18 protein-coding genes are annotated in these 15,389 nt (G+C 48.1%); 9 read left to right on the forward strand and 9 right to left on the reverse strand.

The window, feature by feature from the left end:
- The first annotated feature begins 27 nt into the window (after window positions 1-27).
- The gene (locus tag ACES2G_RS01085) at window positions 28-300 is read left to right on the forward strand and encodes a peptidylprolyl isomerase (protein ID WP_347358674.1); all 273 of its coding nucleotides are present in this window, start codon (window positions 28-30) and stop codon (window positions 298-300) included.
- A gap of 1 nt (window position 301) precedes the next feature.
- Here the strand turns inward: ACES2G_RS01085 and ACES2G_RS01090 are convergent, their stop codons facing one another.
- On the reverse strand, window positions 302-1,300 hold the full coding sequence (locus ACES2G_RS01090; RefSeq protein WP_347358673.1) for a hypothetical protein: 999 nt from the start codon (window positions 1,298-1,300) through the stop codon (window positions 302-304).
- A gap of 14 nt (window positions 1,301-1,314) precedes the next feature.
- A complete protein-coding gene (locus ACES2G_RS01095) occupies window positions 1,315-1,962 on the reverse strand; it encodes a chalcone isomerase family protein (RefSeq protein WP_374001053.1) in 648 nt (215 codons plus the stop codon).
- A 251-nt stretch (window positions 1,963-2,213) separates the two neighbouring features.
- On the opposite strand from ACES2G_RS01095, the gene ACES2G_RS01100 reads away from it, so the two are divergent.
- Window positions 2,214-3,494 (forward strand): hypothetical protein, encoded by a 1,281-nt coding sequence (locus ACES2G_RS01100; protein WP_347358671.1) that lies wholly within the window; start codon window positions 2,214-2,216, stop codon window positions 3,492-3,494.
- Here ACES2G_RS01100 and ACES2G_RS01105 read toward each other — a convergent pair.
- The gene (locus tag ACES2G_RS01105) at window positions 3,475-4,362 is read right to left on the reverse strand and encodes a DMT family transporter (protein WP_374001055.1); all 888 of its coding nucleotides are present in this window, start codon (window positions 4,360-4,362) and stop codon (window positions 3,475-3,477) included. The two genes, ACES2G_RS01100 and ACES2G_RS01105, sit on opposite strands and share 20 nt — an antisense overlap.
- Before the next feature lie 152 nt (window positions 4,363-4,514).
- On the opposite strand from ACES2G_RS01105, the gene ACES2G_RS01110 reads away from it, so the two are divergent.
- Window positions 4,515-5,060: a DUF4383 domain-containing protein gene (locus tag ACES2G_RS01110; protein WP_347358669.1), complete on the forward strand. Its 546-nt coding sequence runs from the start codon at window positions 4,515-4,517 to the stop codon at window positions 5,058-5,060.
- A 43-nt stretch (window positions 5,061-5,103) separates the two neighbouring features.
- Here ACES2G_RS01110 and ACES2G_RS01115 read toward each other — a convergent pair whose 3' ends face one another.
- From ACES2G_RS01115 to ACES2G_RS01125, 3 genes are all read right to left on the reverse strand, one after another.
- Window positions 5,104-5,517 carry a glycine cleavage system protein H gene (locus ACES2G_RS01115; RefSeq protein WP_347358668.1) on the reverse strand — a complete coding sequence of 138 codons (414 nt, stop codon included), beginning with the start codon at window positions 5,515-5,517 and terminating at the stop codon, window positions 5,104-5,106.
- A gap of 72 nt (window positions 5,518-5,589) precedes the next feature.
- A complete protein-coding gene (gene glnA / locus ACES2G_RS01120; RefSeq protein ID WP_347358667.1) occupies window positions 5,590-7,002 on the reverse strand; it encodes a type I glutamate--ammonia ligase in 1,413 nt (470 codons plus the stop codon).
- Between the two features lie 30 nt (window positions 7,003-7,032).
- A complete protein-coding gene (locus tag ACES2G_RS01125) occupies window positions 7,033-7,371 on the reverse strand; it encodes a P-II family nitrogen regulator (protein WP_374001057.1) in 339 nt (112 codons plus the stop codon).
- Between the two features lie 249 nt (window positions 7,372-7,620).
- On the opposite strand from ACES2G_RS01125, the gene ACES2G_RS01130 reads away from it, so the two are divergent.
- The 6 genes from ACES2G_RS01130 (at window position 7,621) to bamE (ending at window position 13,397) form a co-directional block, all read left to right on the forward strand.
- Window positions 7,621-8,223 carry a gamma-glutamylcyclotransferase gene (locus tag ACES2G_RS01130; protein ID WP_374001058.1) on the forward strand — a complete coding sequence of 201 codons (603 nt, stop codon included), beginning with the start codon at window positions 7,621-7,623 and terminating at the stop codon, window positions 8,221-8,223.
- Window positions 8,216-8,698, forward strand: coding sequence for a tRNA (cytidine(34)-2'-O)-methyltransferase (locus ACES2G_RS01135; RefSeq protein ID WP_374001059.1), 483 nt, complete (start codon window positions 8,216-8,218; stop codon window positions 8,696-8,698). Before ACES2G_RS01130 ends, ACES2G_RS01135 begins: the two co-directional genes overlap by 8 nt.
- Window positions 8,699-8,828: 130 nt before the next feature.
- Window positions 8,829-11,495, forward strand: a complete 2,667-nt coding sequence (gene secA, locus ACES2G_RS01140) for a preprotein translocase subunit SecA (protein ID WP_374001061.1) — start codon at window positions 8,829-8,831, stop codon at window positions 11,493-11,495.
- Between the two features lie 120 nt (window positions 11,496-11,615).
- The gene (locus tag ACES2G_RS01145) at window positions 11,616-12,296 is read left to right on the forward strand and encodes a hypothetical protein (protein ID WP_374001062.1); all 681 of its coding nucleotides are present in this window, start codon (window positions 11,616-11,618) and stop codon (window positions 12,294-12,296) included.
- A complete protein-coding gene (locus ACES2G_RS01150) occupies window positions 12,277-12,867 on the forward strand; it encodes a hypothetical protein (RefSeq protein ID WP_374001063.1) in 591 nt (196 codons plus the stop codon). Before ACES2G_RS01145 ends, ACES2G_RS01150 begins: the two co-directional genes overlap by 20 nt.
- A gap of 86 nt (window positions 12,868-12,953) precedes the next feature.
- A complete protein-coding gene (gene bamE / locus ACES2G_RS01155; RefSeq protein WP_347358660.1) occupies window positions 12,954-13,397 on the forward strand; it encodes an outer membrane protein assembly factor BamE in 444 nt (147 codons plus the stop codon).
- Here the strand turns inward: bamE and ACES2G_RS01160 are convergent.
- From ACES2G_RS01160 to ACES2G_RS01170, 3 genes are all read right to left on the reverse strand, one after another.
- Complete coding sequence (locus ACES2G_RS01160; protein ID WP_374001064.1) at window positions 13,394-14,086, reverse strand: hypothetical protein; 693 nt, start codon at window positions 14,084-14,086, stop codon at window positions 13,394-13,396. The genes bamE and ACES2G_RS01160 overlap by 4 nt on opposite strands.
- Window position 14,087: 1 nt before the next feature.
- A complete protein-coding gene (locus ACES2G_RS01165; RefSeq protein ID WP_374001065.1) occupies window positions 14,088-14,732 on the reverse strand; it encodes a matrixin family metalloprotease in 645 nt (214 codons plus the stop codon).
- Window positions 14,733-14,803: 71 nt separating this feature from the next.
- Window positions 14,804-15,328 carry a hypothetical protein gene (locus tag ACES2G_RS01170; RefSeq protein ID WP_374001066.1) on the reverse strand — a complete coding sequence of 175 codons (525 nt, stop codon included), beginning with the start codon at window positions 15,326-15,328 and terminating at the stop codon, window positions 14,804-14,806.
- Between the last annotated feature and the right edge of the window lie 61 nt (window positions 15,329-15,389).

Raw genomic sequence — 15,389 nt, forward strand, 5'->3', positions numbered from 1 at the left:
TGGGATCGTCAAATTAAAAGGGAACTTATGAGAATTAGAGCCAGTCATATTTTGGTTAAAAATCAGTATGAAGCCGAGGATTTAATCAAAAATTTGAAAGATGGAAAGAGTTTTGAGGACTTGGCTCAACGTTACTCGCAATGTTCATCGGCGAAAGCAGGCGGCGACCTGGGGGTTTTCGGCGAAGGACGTATGGATGCGGACTTCGAAGAAGCGGCATTTGCCTTGAAGGTCAATGAAGTGACAGCCAAACCCGTGCGCACACGATTTGGCTATCACATTATCAAAAGAACTCAGTAATCTAAGCATTGATCTCTTCTGTATTGATGCTTTTCCAGTATCGCAAGGACTGCTCGATCAACTGCATATCATATTGAATGCGTTTTTTCTCGTTTTCCAACAGCCGTTGATCCTCTTCTGGCGAGGCTCCCACACTGCGTGCTTCCACTTTCATTTGTGCAGAGGCTTTGTCATACAAGGACTCCCACAGTCGTTGCGCGGTCGTTTTGTCGAACTTTTCCTGTGGCTGTTCATCGGCGGGAAGTTGGCGTCCTTCGTAGTCCACCAGACCCCGGGACTTAAATTCGATCTTGTTACGGAAGCGCAGGCGTGCGATCGCATCAATTTTTTTGATGTACTTCATGGCCTCTTCAAGTTTTCCGACGTTATCGATGGACTTCGATAAAATACTTTCTTTCAAAAGCACATCGCGAATGAACATGGTTCTAAGCATCAGGAAGGAATAAGTGGTGTCTTCAAAACGACGTCCCCCCTCAAGAGTTCCGCCGACCACATAGTTTTGAATCATTTCTTGCACGACCGTCTGGGGAGCAAAACCCGCGATGATTTGCAAAGCAGTGAGCTTCGCGATTTTTTGCGTATTGATGCGCTGGATTTGCTTTTTGCTGTAAGGAAGCTCTTCACCCGTAGTTTCATCGATGTCCTTTGCTGGCAAAGCCTCATCAACTTCCTTAAGCCAGAGGTAAGTGAGTTCCACCAGTTCCTCGGAGGTCGCTGCTTCTGCGAACTTCTTTCCATAAGGCATCAGCTTAAAGGGAACCGGCGCCAAGGTGTCTTGATTTTCTTCTTTGAGAAGATTTTCCAACGGAATCAGCAAGGACTGGTCATGCACACCTTTATTGGTGGTTTTCATGGCGTCGAGCATGTTTTCCATTTTTTGGTTGGTCTGATTCATTTTATCGGGAATCTGTTTGGTGCTGTCGATGGCATCCTGGGCATCACAGGCAACCAGGCCTGTGATGAGTGTCGCGGATAGAAGTACCTGAGATAGCTTATTCATCTGAATATCCATGTTTAAGGATTAAGAATATCGTTCTTTAAAGAGGCCACACCATCGTCGGCAGGGGTGCCCAGCCAGATAGAGAAAATCTTGTGCGCAAGACCCTTGTCGCCATTGATGCGAGTCTGATGGCCAGCGGTGTCTTCGTAGATCAAAGACTCTGAACCGTCAGAATGCTTAGTCACAAGAATAGTCAGGCTGGCTCCGGCATCGGCGTCACCACCCATGCGAACGGCGTCCAGAAAGGTTTTGACGGAAGGATTTTGCATATCCACTTTGTTGGCGCTTAAGGCGTCACGGAAAGAGCTTTGTACAGTGTCTGCATCCACCGAACGCAGGAAGCTAAGTTGAATAGCCACGCTTTCGCTGTCCTCCAGGGACTTAAGCGCTTCCGTGGATTTTCTTACAAAGCGCTCCGGGCTGCTGATCAGAAGTTGGGCGACATAGACCTTCACTTTCATCAGCAAAACTTTTTTCCAGCGCAGACCTGCACCAACAGAACCCAGTTCGATCTTTTTATTGTCCAGAGCGCCTTGTGCGGACTTGGCAACGTTAACACCTTCGATTGTGCGGGTGCCTTTTTCCAGTTGTAAAAGGGCGGCGTTCGATGACAGGGACAGCATGAGCAGGGAGGATAGTAGGGCGCAAGCAATGATTCTCATAAGTAAAACTCCTTCTTGATCGGAGCTAGATACGGGAGAAAACAGAGCGAGTCCCTTTATTTATCAGTAATCAATATTTCCATCAGGTAAGGCGGACTCCCGACACAAGACGCGTAAACAAACAGGTGCTGCTGTTCTTTCCAATAGAACTTCAACATTTGAATGCAAACCACTGAACAGAATTTGGACACTACAAAAAATATTAAATTCCTAATGCGAGTTGGCCGAAGACCTCTCTGAACGGAGGTCCCATGGCTGGAACCAAAAAGATCACCTTATCATTTTTTGCTGCCGGACTGCTGGTGCTGGCAGCCTGTGCTCCTTCCAATGATTTTCCTGCTATTGATGAAAGCGGAAACGAAAGTGCATCGATCGTAGAGCCCACTGTTCCCAATCCTGATTTGGGAACACCCAATATCGATCCAGCGCCGACCAGTCCCGAAGTTCCCGCTGTTACAAGTCAGAAGCTGCTTTTGAATCAGGCGATGACTTTGCGTTATGAAAAGTCAGGTGTTTTGGAAAATAAGATCGAACTGCCCGAAGGAACGCAAATTGAAATTCCATCAAATTATGAAATGAAGCATCTGGACTATCGCACTTCCAATGGCAGTGTTGAACGTTCCAGCACGGGTTTTATCTATCCGGTAAAAGTGGTTTCGGTTCTAAGTCAGTATCAATCGCAATTTACAGCCGCGAAGATTGCCGAGATCAATAAAACCTCCGGCGGCCTGTTCATCTTTGCCTCAATCGTGGGAAATCTGGAAGGCACCGAAGGCAATTTTGCGGTGGTGAAGGCATCAGCTTTGGGTGATGGATTTGTGAAGAACTTTGAGGCCAGCGGCAAGCCCAAGTTCAAATACACATCCTCTGTGACCAAAAGATTTGGCGAACGCTTAAATAAAGGCGTGAATCCGGAAAGCTTGAGCGCTGAAACGCGTACCAAATATCAGTCTATCTTCAATGAACTAAAGAAAGCCGTGAACAGAACTGTAGCGACGCCAAAGTCCTATTTGATGATGGACAAGGCGGCGGCGACTCAGTTGTCGATTAATTTTGAAAAGACTGGTGTGATTTCAACCAGCGGCGCATGGAGTATTGCGACCCAGGGAACAGCAGTTCGTCATGGGTTCCCGAATGTTCCTTGTGCAGAGTTTCAGTCAGAGCTTTTACGCCAGGCTTATCAGCGTGCGGGCTATCGCGTGTCAGATGATTTCAACAAGAGCAAAGGCAATCAGTTGATCTGGTCCAGCACTGCGGCCGTGGTGAATTATTCCATGGCTTTGTATAAGGCGGGATGGGTTCCTTGGGATGCAACCAAGTATCGTCCGATTCTGGGTTCCATCATGATGAACGGTGCGGGGTATACTCCGGGTCATACCTATATTTCTGCCGGAGACGACGGAATGATCATCGTGGATAACGGCGCTCCTCAAGGACGCGATCTGCGTAAGACAACCGACAAAACGATTTCAATTATGTTCCAAGTGGGCGTGTTCTTCCTTCCTCCGGGGATCAGCCCGCCCGCTTGGTAAGAGTCAGGACATTTCCCAGCAAACACAGCACGACACCCAGAACGATATAAGGTGTCCAGTGGAAGCCTTCAAAGAAGCTGGAAAGTGTCAGGGCAATCACCGGAGAAAGCACGCTGGTATAGGCGGCTTTCTCCGCTCCTATTCTGCCAGCCAGTGACAGATACGCACCAAAGGCAATGACCGATCCGAACAGGGCCAGATAAGTTAAAGCTCCCAGGAATTTCGCAGTCAGAGGAATGCTCAGGTCATGTCCAAGAATCAGCGCGATCACTAAAGTAAAGAGACTTCCGTACATCATGCCCCAGGTGTTGGTGACGACAACCGGAATACGCAGCTGATAACTTTTTTGTGCAACCATATTCCCCATTGAGGCCGACAGCGTTGCCAGGAATCCGATCAGAAGGCCCCAGATGGTTTTTGAGTTCGGATCAAAATGCAAAATTTCATTCAAGAAGATGAAGATGATTCCGACTCCGCCCAGCGCGGAACCCCAGATTACATTGCGAGTGATGGGCTTTTTGAAAAACAGGCTCATGCCGAACATGTTGTAATAGACCAGCGCCGTAAAACTCAACGCCACCAAGCCAGAGCTAATCATGGTTTCAGCAATATAGGTCAGCATATAGTTAATGGAAAACATCAAAATACCCTGGCCCGCAAACAGCAGGTGTTCGCGGCGCGAATATTTCAGATTCTGTTTTTTCCAGAAACAAAACGCGAAGAGCATTCCAGCAGCCAGCAAAAAACGCCAGAACACCGATGTCACCGGAGAAGCCGAATCAATTTGGAAGGTGATCACAAGCCAGGTTGATCCCCAGATCACGGTGCAGATGGTGTAAAGAATAAGGTTTTCAAATCTTGCAGGCATACGGGGAATTTAGCAGAAGGTCCAGAGGGGGTCACTGCAGTTCTTGTGGGTTCGCAGAGAAACAACTGAATCTTGTCAAAGTTCGAGAACTCTTCTGCTTTGCCCTCGCATCCGGCGGCATAATGAGAGAGTGAAACAACAAGGAGCATCTTATGGAACCGCAAAGACCGGATTTAGAGAAGTTACCGAAAGAAGAGAGAGTCTCAAAACCCACTCCTCCCAAAGTTGAAGGCAAGCCGGTGGTTCAAGTGGAATCCGAAACCAGTCCGGCACAGTGGGTGTGTATGGTTTTGGGGGTGGCGTTCGTCTTGGTGGGAATGTCAGGATTTGTCCTGCCGAATCTTTTTGGAATGCATTTGGGCTGGGGGCATAACATTGTTCATATTCTTTCCGGTATCGTCGCTTTATGGTTCGGAGTTGGGAACTCTATTATTACAGCGGAACGTTTTAGCTATGTCTTTGGAGCCATATACGGAATGCTGGGATTGGCGGGTTTTCTATTTGGCTCCAACACCAGCATGATTCCGCCGACTATGGACTATGACTCATTTTGGTGGCGATTGATTCCGGGGTATTTGGAGCTGGGCACGGCAGACCATATTGTGCACGTGCTGATTGGAGCGGCATTTGTGATCGGAGCCTGGCTGACCGCCAGAAAACTGGATCGGATTGCCCCGAAGGGAACCACCTGGCATTAGAAGAATAAAAAAAGCCCCGGATTTCCGGGGCTTTGCTTAAGGACTAGTCTTCGTCCTCATCGTCATAATCGTCGTCTTCGTCCTCATCCTCGTCGTCCTCATCATCTTCATCTTCGTCTTCTTCATCCTCATCGTAGTCCTCGTCGGCTTCGATGCGAATCAGCCAACCTTCTTCATAAGGATCTTCCATAATAAGGGAAGGATCGTCGATGACCTGAGAGTTCACTTCAACCACAGTTCCTGCAATCGGAGTGTAAATATCCAAAGGACCATCATTGGTTTCAAGAGTTCCGATGACGACGTCTTCTTCAACCTGTTCATTTTCTGCAGGCAAATCTACAGAAGCAATGGATTCGAAGTCTTCAAGGCCGTCTTCGTTGATTCCGATGGTGATGACGCCATCTTCCTGGCGCACCCAAAGATAGCCCATAAAATTTCTAACGTCGTCTGATGCCATAATCTTTCCTTTTCAAAGCTGATCTAGTCCAGTGGCGCGGGCAGGCCCGCACCACATCCTCCGCAGGGCGGCTTAGCAATCGTAGTATAAATGGAACTCGTAGGGAACTGGTCTTTGCTGAATTGGACGTACTTCTTTGTCGATTTTGTACTGAACCCAGGTTTGGATCAGGTCGTCACTGAAAACATCGCCTTTTTTCAGGAAGCTGCAGTTGTTGAGCAGGGCATTTAAGCTTTCTTCCAGTGTTCCTGGAACAGAAGGAATTGCCGCTGCCTCTTGAGGAGGCAATCCATAGATGTCTTTATCCAACGGATCACCCGGATTGATTTTATTGATAATACCGTCCAGGCCAGCCATCAGAATCGCCGCTTCGGCCAGGTAAATATTGGCAGCAGGATCTGGAGTGCGGAATTCAATACGTTTTGCCTTCGGATTTGGCCCGGAATTCGGGATGCGCATAGCTGCGGAACGGTTTTTAAAGCTGTAAGCCAGTTTAGTTGGGGCTTCAAAGCCCGGCACCAGACGCTTGTAAGAGTTGGTTGTCGGGTTGATGATTCCACAAAGGGCGGGAGCATGCTTCAAAACACCGCCGATATAATGCAAGGCCATTTCGGAAAGACCGGCGTATTTGTTGCCCGCAAAAAGATTTTTCCCGTCTTTCCAAAGGGACATATGGATGTGCATTCCAGAACCGTTATCACCAAAGATCGGTTTTGGCATGAAGGTCGCAGTTTTACCATGGCGTTGTGCCACGTTCTTCACGATGTATTTGAACCACATCATTTTGTCGCCCATGTTCAGGGCTGTATCGAAGCGGAAGTTGATCTCACTTTGTGCGGCAGCGACTTCGTGGTGATGACGTTCCACTTGCATGCCACATCTTTCAAGCTCCAGGCAGATTTCGGTTCTTAGATCCTGCTGGGAATCTGTTGGTAAAGCCGGGAAGTAGCCCTCTTTGGAGCGGATCTTGTAACCCTGATTATTACCCCCTTCGTCGCGACCGGTGTTCCACGCAGCTTCATCACTGTCGATCATATAGAAGGCAGAGCTGTTGGTCTGTTCGTAACGAATATCATCAAAGATGAAGAATTCCGCTTCAGGACCGAAGTAAGCCGTGTCAGCAATACCGGTGGATTGCATGTAAGCGATGGCTTTTTTGACCACCTGACGAGGGTCACGGTTGTAGGCTTGAAGGGTTTCTGGAAGGCAGACGTCGCAAATCAAAGACAGGGTAGGCACTTGCATGAACGGATCCATCATGGCTGTGGCCGGGTCCGGAAGAATGATCATGTCTGATTCTTCAATGCCTCTCCAGCCGCGGATAGAGCTCCCGTCAAAGCCGAAGCCCTGTTCAAAAGCCTCATCAGTCAACTGGTGCAGTGGCACTGTCAGATGTTGCCAAGTTCCGACCATGTCGCAGAACTTCAGGTCCACCATTTTCGCGCCCTTTTCGTTGGCGAATTTTAAAACGTCTTTTCCGGTCATCGTGAGCCTCCCTGGGGGGTTAAAAACTTTTTAAAGTGCCTGCTCGTCCTTCTCACCGGTGCGGATGCGAAGGGCTGACTCCACAGGAATAACGAAAATTTTCCCGTCACCAATTTTTCCTGTGCGTGCTGTTTTCTGTATGGCTTCCACGGCGCTATCAACAAGGGCCGAAGGAAGAACCACTTCAATTTTTATTTTTGGGAGAAAGTCGACGACGTATTCCGCGCCTTTATAGACTTCAGTGCGACCTTTTTGACGTCCAAAGCCCCGGACTTCTGAGACAGTGATCCCTTCAACGCCGACCTCAGAAAGAGCATCGACCACATCATCGAGTTTGAAGGGTTTGATAATGGCCTCAATTTTTTTCATGTACTTCTTTGTTCAGAAAAAGAAATTCTACATCAGATTTTTAAAAGGATAGCAAAGCAGCTGAAGAATGCAAAAACTAGAAAGGTCATTTTATTTTTTTAATTTCTTCATAACGCATTCCAGTAAGTGTCACTCTTTGGAAAAAAAGAAAAAGCCCTCGTAAAGCGGCTTGCGGGGCTATGTGGTTTTTGGTACACACGGGACCTCATTTTCGGAAAATCACTATTGTTGTCGTGCTCGGGGGGGATAATGACTACAACACGTTTTTTCGTTTACGGTTCTTTTTGCGAAGGCATGGTTCACTTCAGCAAGATCCAAAATTTCGTGGAATCTTCAGTATTTGCACGAGTTAAAGCCACGGCTTACCGCCTAAAAGTGGGCTTCCCGGCGCTGGTCAGAGGGGGATCTGACCTGATTCCAGGGCAGCTCATCGAGCTTAAGGGATCCGATCTATTGTTGAATCTGATGGACGAGTTTCACGGGTACAACCGCCTTGATCCGGACAAGAGCCTTTACTCCAGAGAAGAAATTGATGTGCATCCAGAAGGTGCTTCTGAGTCTGTGAAAGCTTGGATTTACTTCCTGAATCCATTAAAACTTCCGGTGAATGCCACTGTGATTGCGGGGGGAGACTGGAAGCGTTCCATGCAGGAACAGCCAGCTTTGACTTCCAAGCTGAGTGACAAGCAGGCTATTTATATTCAAAGACTGGGACGCTCTTCTGGCCGTGAGATTGTTCCGATTGATCTGACGCTTTATCGTGAGCTGATGAATCTAGAGCTGATCGTCGATAAAGGTCGTCGATTGGCGCTGTCTAAACTGGGCCAAGAGGTTTACAGACACCTTGCCTAATACAGAAAAGCTTTTCCGCATTGTTCTTATTGAGCCCGAGATTCCGCAAAATACCGGAAACATCGGGCGCACTTGTGTGGGTACTAACTGCGAGCTGCACATTGTGGGAAAAATGGGGTTCGAAATCAACGATACGAACCTGAAAAGAGCGGGGCTGGATTACTGGCCCCATCTAACCTGGCATCGCCACGAAACATTCGAACACTGGTGGAAACAGGTTGAAGATCCTAGCCGCATCTGGCTGTTCACGACTAAAACGCAGCGCACATATTTCGAGCCCCAGTACCAAGCGGGGGACTGGCTTGTCTTTGGGAAGGAAACCAAAGGGCTGGACCCTGATTTCCTGATGAAACATCCCAATCAAACAGTGACGATTCCAATGATTGGCGAAGGCGCTCGCAGCCTGAATCTTGCCACCAGCGTGGCCATCGCGGCCTATGAAGGTCTGCGCCAGCTCAAGTATCCATTGCGATAGTTTAAGGCTTTGGTCGGGGTTTGACCGACCCAAGTCTTTAAAATTCCGAATGAAATCGCGTCAATGACGCATCCAGAAATTGCCCCCTTGCCTTGCCGCTTGCAAGTATTTGGGTCTATTCTCATAGGCTATGGTTACACAAATTCTCACAAAAATGTTCGGAACGAAGCACGACCGTGAGATGAAAAAGATCCAACCTACAGTGGATCGTATCAATGCCCTGGAATCTCAGATGGCAGCCCTGACGGATGATCAACTTAAAGCCAAAACTCCAGAGTTCCAAGAACGCCTGAAGAAGGGTGAAACTGTTGACGATATTTTGCCTGAAGCCTTCGCGGTCTGCCGTGAAGCCTCCAAGCGTGTCTTGGGCATGCGCCACTATGATGTTCAGTTGATTGGTGGCTATGTTCTGAATCGCGGCAACATCGCCGAAATGAGAACAGGTGAAGGTAAAACCCTTGTGGCAACTCTGCCGGTTTACCTGAATGCTCTTACTGGTCGCGGTGTTCACGTTGTGACTGTGAATGATTACCTGGTTCGTCGTGACGCCGAACATATGGGTCGTCTGTATGGCTGGTTGGGTCTTACTACAGGTATTATCGTGCATGGCTTGAATGATCAGCAACGTAAGCAGATGTACGCTTGTGACATCACTTATTGCACGAACAATGAATTGGGCTTCGACTATCTTCGTGACAACATGAAGTTTGACCTGAACGACTATGTTCAGCGCCCGCATTACTATGCGATCGTGGATGAGTGTGACTCCATCCTGGTCGATGAAGCGCGTACGCCGTTGATCATTTCCGGTCCTGCGGAATCTTCCACAGATAAATACTATGCCGTGAATGCCATCATTCCTCACTTGAAGCGCGATGTGCATTTCACGATGGAAGAAAAAACGAAAACGGCTTCTTTGACAGACGAAGGAAATGCGAAAGTCGAAGAGTTGATGGGTCTTTCAAACCTTTACGATCCACAAAACATCGAAATCCTTCACCACGTTTACCAAGGTTTGAAGGCTCACTATCTGTACCGTCTTGACGTTGAATACATGATCAAAGATGGCGAAATCGTGATCGTTGATGAGTTCACAGGCCGTTTGATGCCGGGTCGTCGCTGGAGTGATGGTTTGCATCAGGCTATCGAGGCCAAAGAAGGCGTTGAAGTGAAGTCTGAGAATCAGACTTTAGCAACGATCACCTTCCAGAACTACTTCCGTATGTACGAAAAGCTGTCCGGTATGACCGGTACTGCAGATACAGAAGCCGTGGAGTTCAAAAAGATCTATAAGCTTGATGTGAATGTGATTCCAACCAACCGCCCGATCATGCGTAAAGATCAGGAGGACGTGGTTTATAAGTCTGAACTGGCGAAGTTCAAGGCGATCACAGCGGACGTGAAAGAGCGTATCGCCAAAGGTCAGCCGATTCTGGTGGGTACTGAATCCATCGAAAAATCAGAATCTTTGAGTTCTTTCTTGCGTAAAGAAGGTGTGAAGCACGAAGTTCTGAATGCAAAACATCACGAACGTGAAGCTGAAATTATCGCTCAGGCAGGTCGTAAAGGTGCCGTGACTATCGCTACGAATATGGCGGGTCGTGGTACGGATATCATGTTGGGTGGTAACGCCGATATGTTGGCGAAGGCTCAGGTCGGTAACGATGATTCTCCAGAATTCGCGGAAGCGGTTCAGAGAATCAAACCTCAGGTTGAAGCGGAACGTGCGGAAGTTCGTTCGTTGGGTGGTTTGTATATCATCGGTACTGAACGCCATGAATCCCGTCGTATCGACAATCAGTTGCGTGGTCGTTCTGGTCGTCAGGGGGATCCGGGTGAATCCAGATTCTACCTGTCTTTGGAAGACAAACTGATGCGTATCTTCAACGGCGAGCGTATCCAGAAAATCATGGAAATGCTGAACATCCCTGAAGATGAACCAATCACGGCTAAAATGGTGACCAACGCTATCGAAGGTGCACAACGTAAAGTTGAAGGACACAACTTCGATATCCGTAAGAACTTGATGGAATACGATTCCGTGATGAACGCACAAAGAAATGCGATCTATGGAATGCGCCGTAAAGTTTTGGAAGGCCAAGAGATCGAAAGAACCACTTTGGACTGGTTGGGTGATGTGGTTTCCACGATTCTGGACACTCATATCCCTGAAAACGGTAAAAAAGAAGAGTGGAGCCTGGATGGTCTGAACAATGCTTTGGCTCAGACATTTGGTTTCAAGGTTGATTTCTCCACGATGTCTGTCAACACCGACACTGTGACCGAGGCGGTTAAAGCCGGAGTAAAAGAGGTTTGGGATCGTCAGAAAAATTCCATGGGTCCATTCTTTGAGCAAGTTCAGAAAATGATCCTGCTTCAAAGTATCGACAATCACTGGAAGAACCATCTGTATGTGATCGACAAATTGAAAGAAGGTATCGGTCTGCGTGGTTATGCTCAGAAAGATCCTTTGCTTGAGTACAAAAAAGAAGCCTTCAAGGCTTTTGAGACTTTGAACAACACAATCAAAGCTGACGGCATTGAAAAAGTGATGCGTGTTCAATTGGTTGCTCAACAAACTGAAGAGCAAGTGTTGGAAAGCCTGCGTCCGGAAGAAGCAGACTTGGATGAATTGGACTATTCTTCTCCAAGCGAAGCGGACATTGGTCACAGCCTTCCTGATTCTGAAGAAGCACCCAAGCGTAAGATGACTTTCCAAAGTGGCCCGCGCGATGATCGCCCGATGAATCGCGAAGAACGTCGCCGTTTGGATAAAGATTCGAAGGGAAAAAGATAATTGATCCCTTGTCCGAATTGCCATCAGTCGGTAGAGATTCTGGATAAGCACCTGGGGACGCTATACACCTGTCCCCATTGCAATGCAGTTTACTTTATCGACTGGAATGGCCAACCTGAGATGGCTCAGCATGAACCTGAGCCAGAACCGGTGCTAGAGCCGGTTGAAGCTCCTGTCGAGCAAAACTACCAAGAACAAAATTTCCAAGATCAAAGTGGCTATCCTGAACAGTCCTATCAAGGTCAGGATTATCAAGCGCAAGAATATCAGCAACCTGAAGTTCCAAATGAGCAAGAGCCAGCCGCTTTTGATGGCGGTTTTAATGAAGCTCCGAACATGGCTTATGAATCTCCGGCTGAAACATCTTTTGAAGCGATCTCCGAAGATCAGGAAGTGCATGGTGAAGTTCCTGCGGTGGAAGAAGCCCCGTACGATTTCAGTCAGACTTTGGACTCTGTGGGATCTCCTCTGACGCCAGAGCCTTTGGCCCCTGCGGGTGTCAGCGACACACCGGATTTTTCGGATGTGACTGACTTTGCAAATGCCGATACGGTCAGTGGGCCCCTGGCTTACACGCTGACGATTGAAGGCATTGAATCCAGTCTGCTGGTCAGCCAATTGCGTGAGGCGATGACGGATTCCCGCTTTGGCTGGGATGTTGCCACGATTCTGTCTCAGATAGGCGGAGGGCGGCTGGTTATCAAAGGCCTGAGTCCGGCTAAAGCATCTGTCCTTATCAACCGAATTAAATATCTGCCTTTTAAAATTTCCTGGAGGCAAGATGTACTCTCTGGTTCCTAAAAAAACGTTGAGCTTTTTTACAGTCCTTTTGTCGGCCTCGTTGGCATTTGCCAATGAAGGGGGCGGGGAAGCGGCTCCTAAAGAGGGTGCCAAAGAAGTTAAAAGCAGCGAGGAATCTTTTGCAGTGGTGCAGGCGCGTGTGGCTGCCTTGGAAGCCAAGGTTCGTTCCGGGGAAACTGAAATCCAAAAGTTGATCCTGGAAAAGCACACCAGCAAAGACCCCGCTCGTGTCAGTGAAATCATTTCCAGTATGGTGGCCTTGCACAAGGACATGGAAAAGAACCTGAAGGACTACGATCAACAGCGAACTTTGTTAAAGTACCGTTACCCTGAAAAAGGGGTGGCGGCGAAGCGGGAATACGAGCGTATTGACCTTAAATCCATTGAAGAGATGGAAAATCAGATGAGCCTGGGGTCCTCAGTCAAAAGAACTCTAAAAAAAGTGCGCAGTCAGTACAGCTCCGCAGAAGAGCGGGAACAGCATAAAGCTGCAGAATCCCGTGAAGGGGCTGGTAAAGTGGCTCCGACTCCGGCGCCAAGTCTGGTTGATCCGGTCATTTTGAAAAAATAATTTTCCTTGTCTCAAAGTGAGACAAAAGAAAGTTGCTCACTTTGAGAGATCCGTGGATGCTGATACCTTAGAAGAGTGGGGGAAGTATGCTCCGATATTTTGCTATTCCGTTGATTTCGCTGAGCTTGCTGCTGACCGCGTGTCAGACATCCATGCTGAAGCAGTTTAATGAAGTCACTCCAGGAATGGAAAAAGATGACGTTCTGAATCTGATGGGGAGCCCCACTCGCACCCAGCGCTTTCATGGCAAAGACCGCTGGACCTATGTTTTCTATGACAAGCGTATTCGTTTTGAAAAAGAAGTGCAGTTCTTTGAGGGGAACGCTGTGTACATCGGTGACACTTGGCAGCCTGCCGTTGAGCGCACGGCCGTAGCGATGGATTCGCGCAATGATCAGAAGAATCGTGAGATTGACGAGATGTTGGCGCGTGAAGTGGAAGGCCACCGCAAGTCTTATGAGGATTATGAAAAGAAGGCCAAAGGTGAAGACAAGGTCCGCTATGTACCAGCCTTCGAGCCGGTTCGTTAGTTGGCAGTTGGGAGAACCAGTGGCTCTCCCAGAACTGAAATCACTTCGTAGCCATTGATTTCCAAAGTGTCTGAAGCATCCTGACCATAGAATTTCACACCAATCCAGGTCCATTCCTGCGGCCATTCATCAACGACATTTTTGAAGAAGACCTTTCCGCCTTCGCGAATGCCGGGGGCTGTGGTGTTGAATTCAAACTGGCTGACCGGACTGTTGAAGATCTGCTGAAAAGGGATCGGGAAGGCCGCGATATGGTTTTGGTCTTCACTGACCGTGCAGGGAATTCGCACGACCATTTTTGGAATTTCACCCGAGATGGCAATGCCTTCAGCGGCAAAGTAAAGATCCAGCGTGGGATAGCGATCACAGACAAACACGCGTGAACCCGCAGGGCTTTTCATCAGGAAAAGCCCCAGTTTGATGCCGGGTCCGGTGCTGAAGGAATCCAGCTCGACATTTTTCAACACTTGATACTTGAAAGCTTTACGGAACTCTTCCGGAGAAGCTTCAGATAAATCGAAGTTGTCGCTTTGGCTTCCGACGGTGCTGAGTCCTCCGTCAGAGGCGACATTTCTTTTGGGCAGGAATTTTTTGTCCAGAAGATGCAAGGCAAATGGAAGAGCAGCCATGAGCAGAATCAGGCTCATCATGCGGGACATTTTTTGTAATGGCGTCCGGTTCTTCTTCATATTAATACTCGCACTTTATAGTATCACGATCCGCTTTCTGTAGCGTATCGCGAATGGCCCCACCATTGAGCACTTCCCACATCACGCTGGGAACAGCTTTACGGTGTTTGAGTCCCAACACATGTCCTAGCTCGTGTACCAGCAAGCTTTCCAAATGGATGTCTTTAATGGTCGTATAATTAGTACCCGTAAAGTAGTTGAAGTGCTGATTGTTAATCGCAACATCGGCTTCGTAAAGTTTGTTGGTTTTCCAATAAAGCGATGTCAGGCCCTGATAGTTGATATTTTTGTTGGGCCAGTTCAGATGCCAGTGAATCGTGTTCTTGCTGTCTTTGGTGGCGGCATCCGGCAGGGTGTCGCTGACGTGTTCAAAGAGGAATAAGGTCATGCCTGCGGCTTCATTCCAGTGAGCGGCAGCTTTGTTAAGGGCGTCTTCGTAATCCGGGGGGAAGTCTTTGTGAAGCTTCAGGCGTACTGGAATGTTTCCCTTCCAGGAAACGCGTTGGCCATAAGAGTTTTGCACGAAGCCGCAGTCATTTTCTGCGGCGCTGGCTAAAAGATCTTCGTCGCCGGGCCCAAGCGTGGGCCCTTTCTGGCATGAGCACAGAGCTAGCAATGTCAGAGGCAAGACGAGAAATTTCAACATACTTGTCAGTTTACACGAGATTGCCTCGGACATCCTGACAAGTATTGAATACTCGACCTTTGGAGAGGCGCTTAGTTGTAGAACTTAGCGATATCGTCGGTATTGCGAATGAAAGTTTTGAAGTCCGGAGACACGAAGGAAGATTCGTGGATCTTGCCTTCTGGACAGCCCACCAATGTGGAAACATTTACGCCATCCCATTTGCAAGCGCCAACGTACCAGGCCTTTTCGCTGTAATCGATTCTGTAAGCAACCAGATTGGTAGCTTTAAAGATCGCCACAACTTCTTCCAAAACAGTTTGGCCGTCAGAGTGGAAGTCGCCCTGAAGGACTGTGTCCATCCAGATGTAGGACTGCTTCTGGGAAATTTGCTGCAGCTTTTTGACTTCGTAGTCAGACATCAGAACGGTGCGAACACCATCAACATAAATAGGAATTTCGCGGTAAGGTTTTGTGCATTCAGAACGAACGCAGGCACCTTTGTAATCTGCAATCAAGTCATAGAATTTATCAGCGCCCACGAAGTGCTTGTCAGCAGAGGCGTTCAAGGAAATCAAACTTGTGGCCACAAGAAGGCCCAACATAAATTTTTTCATACACAATCTCCGACTTCGAGGACCCTGTATAACTCTAGTGGGGGCCGTTGTATAACTTAAA

It is taken from the genome of Bdellovibrio bacteriovorus (assembly GCF_041888015.1).
In the GTDB taxonomy this organism is placed as follows: domain Bacteria; phylum Bdellovibrionota; class Bdellovibrionia; order Bdellovibrionales; family Bdellovibrionaceae; genus Bdellovibrio.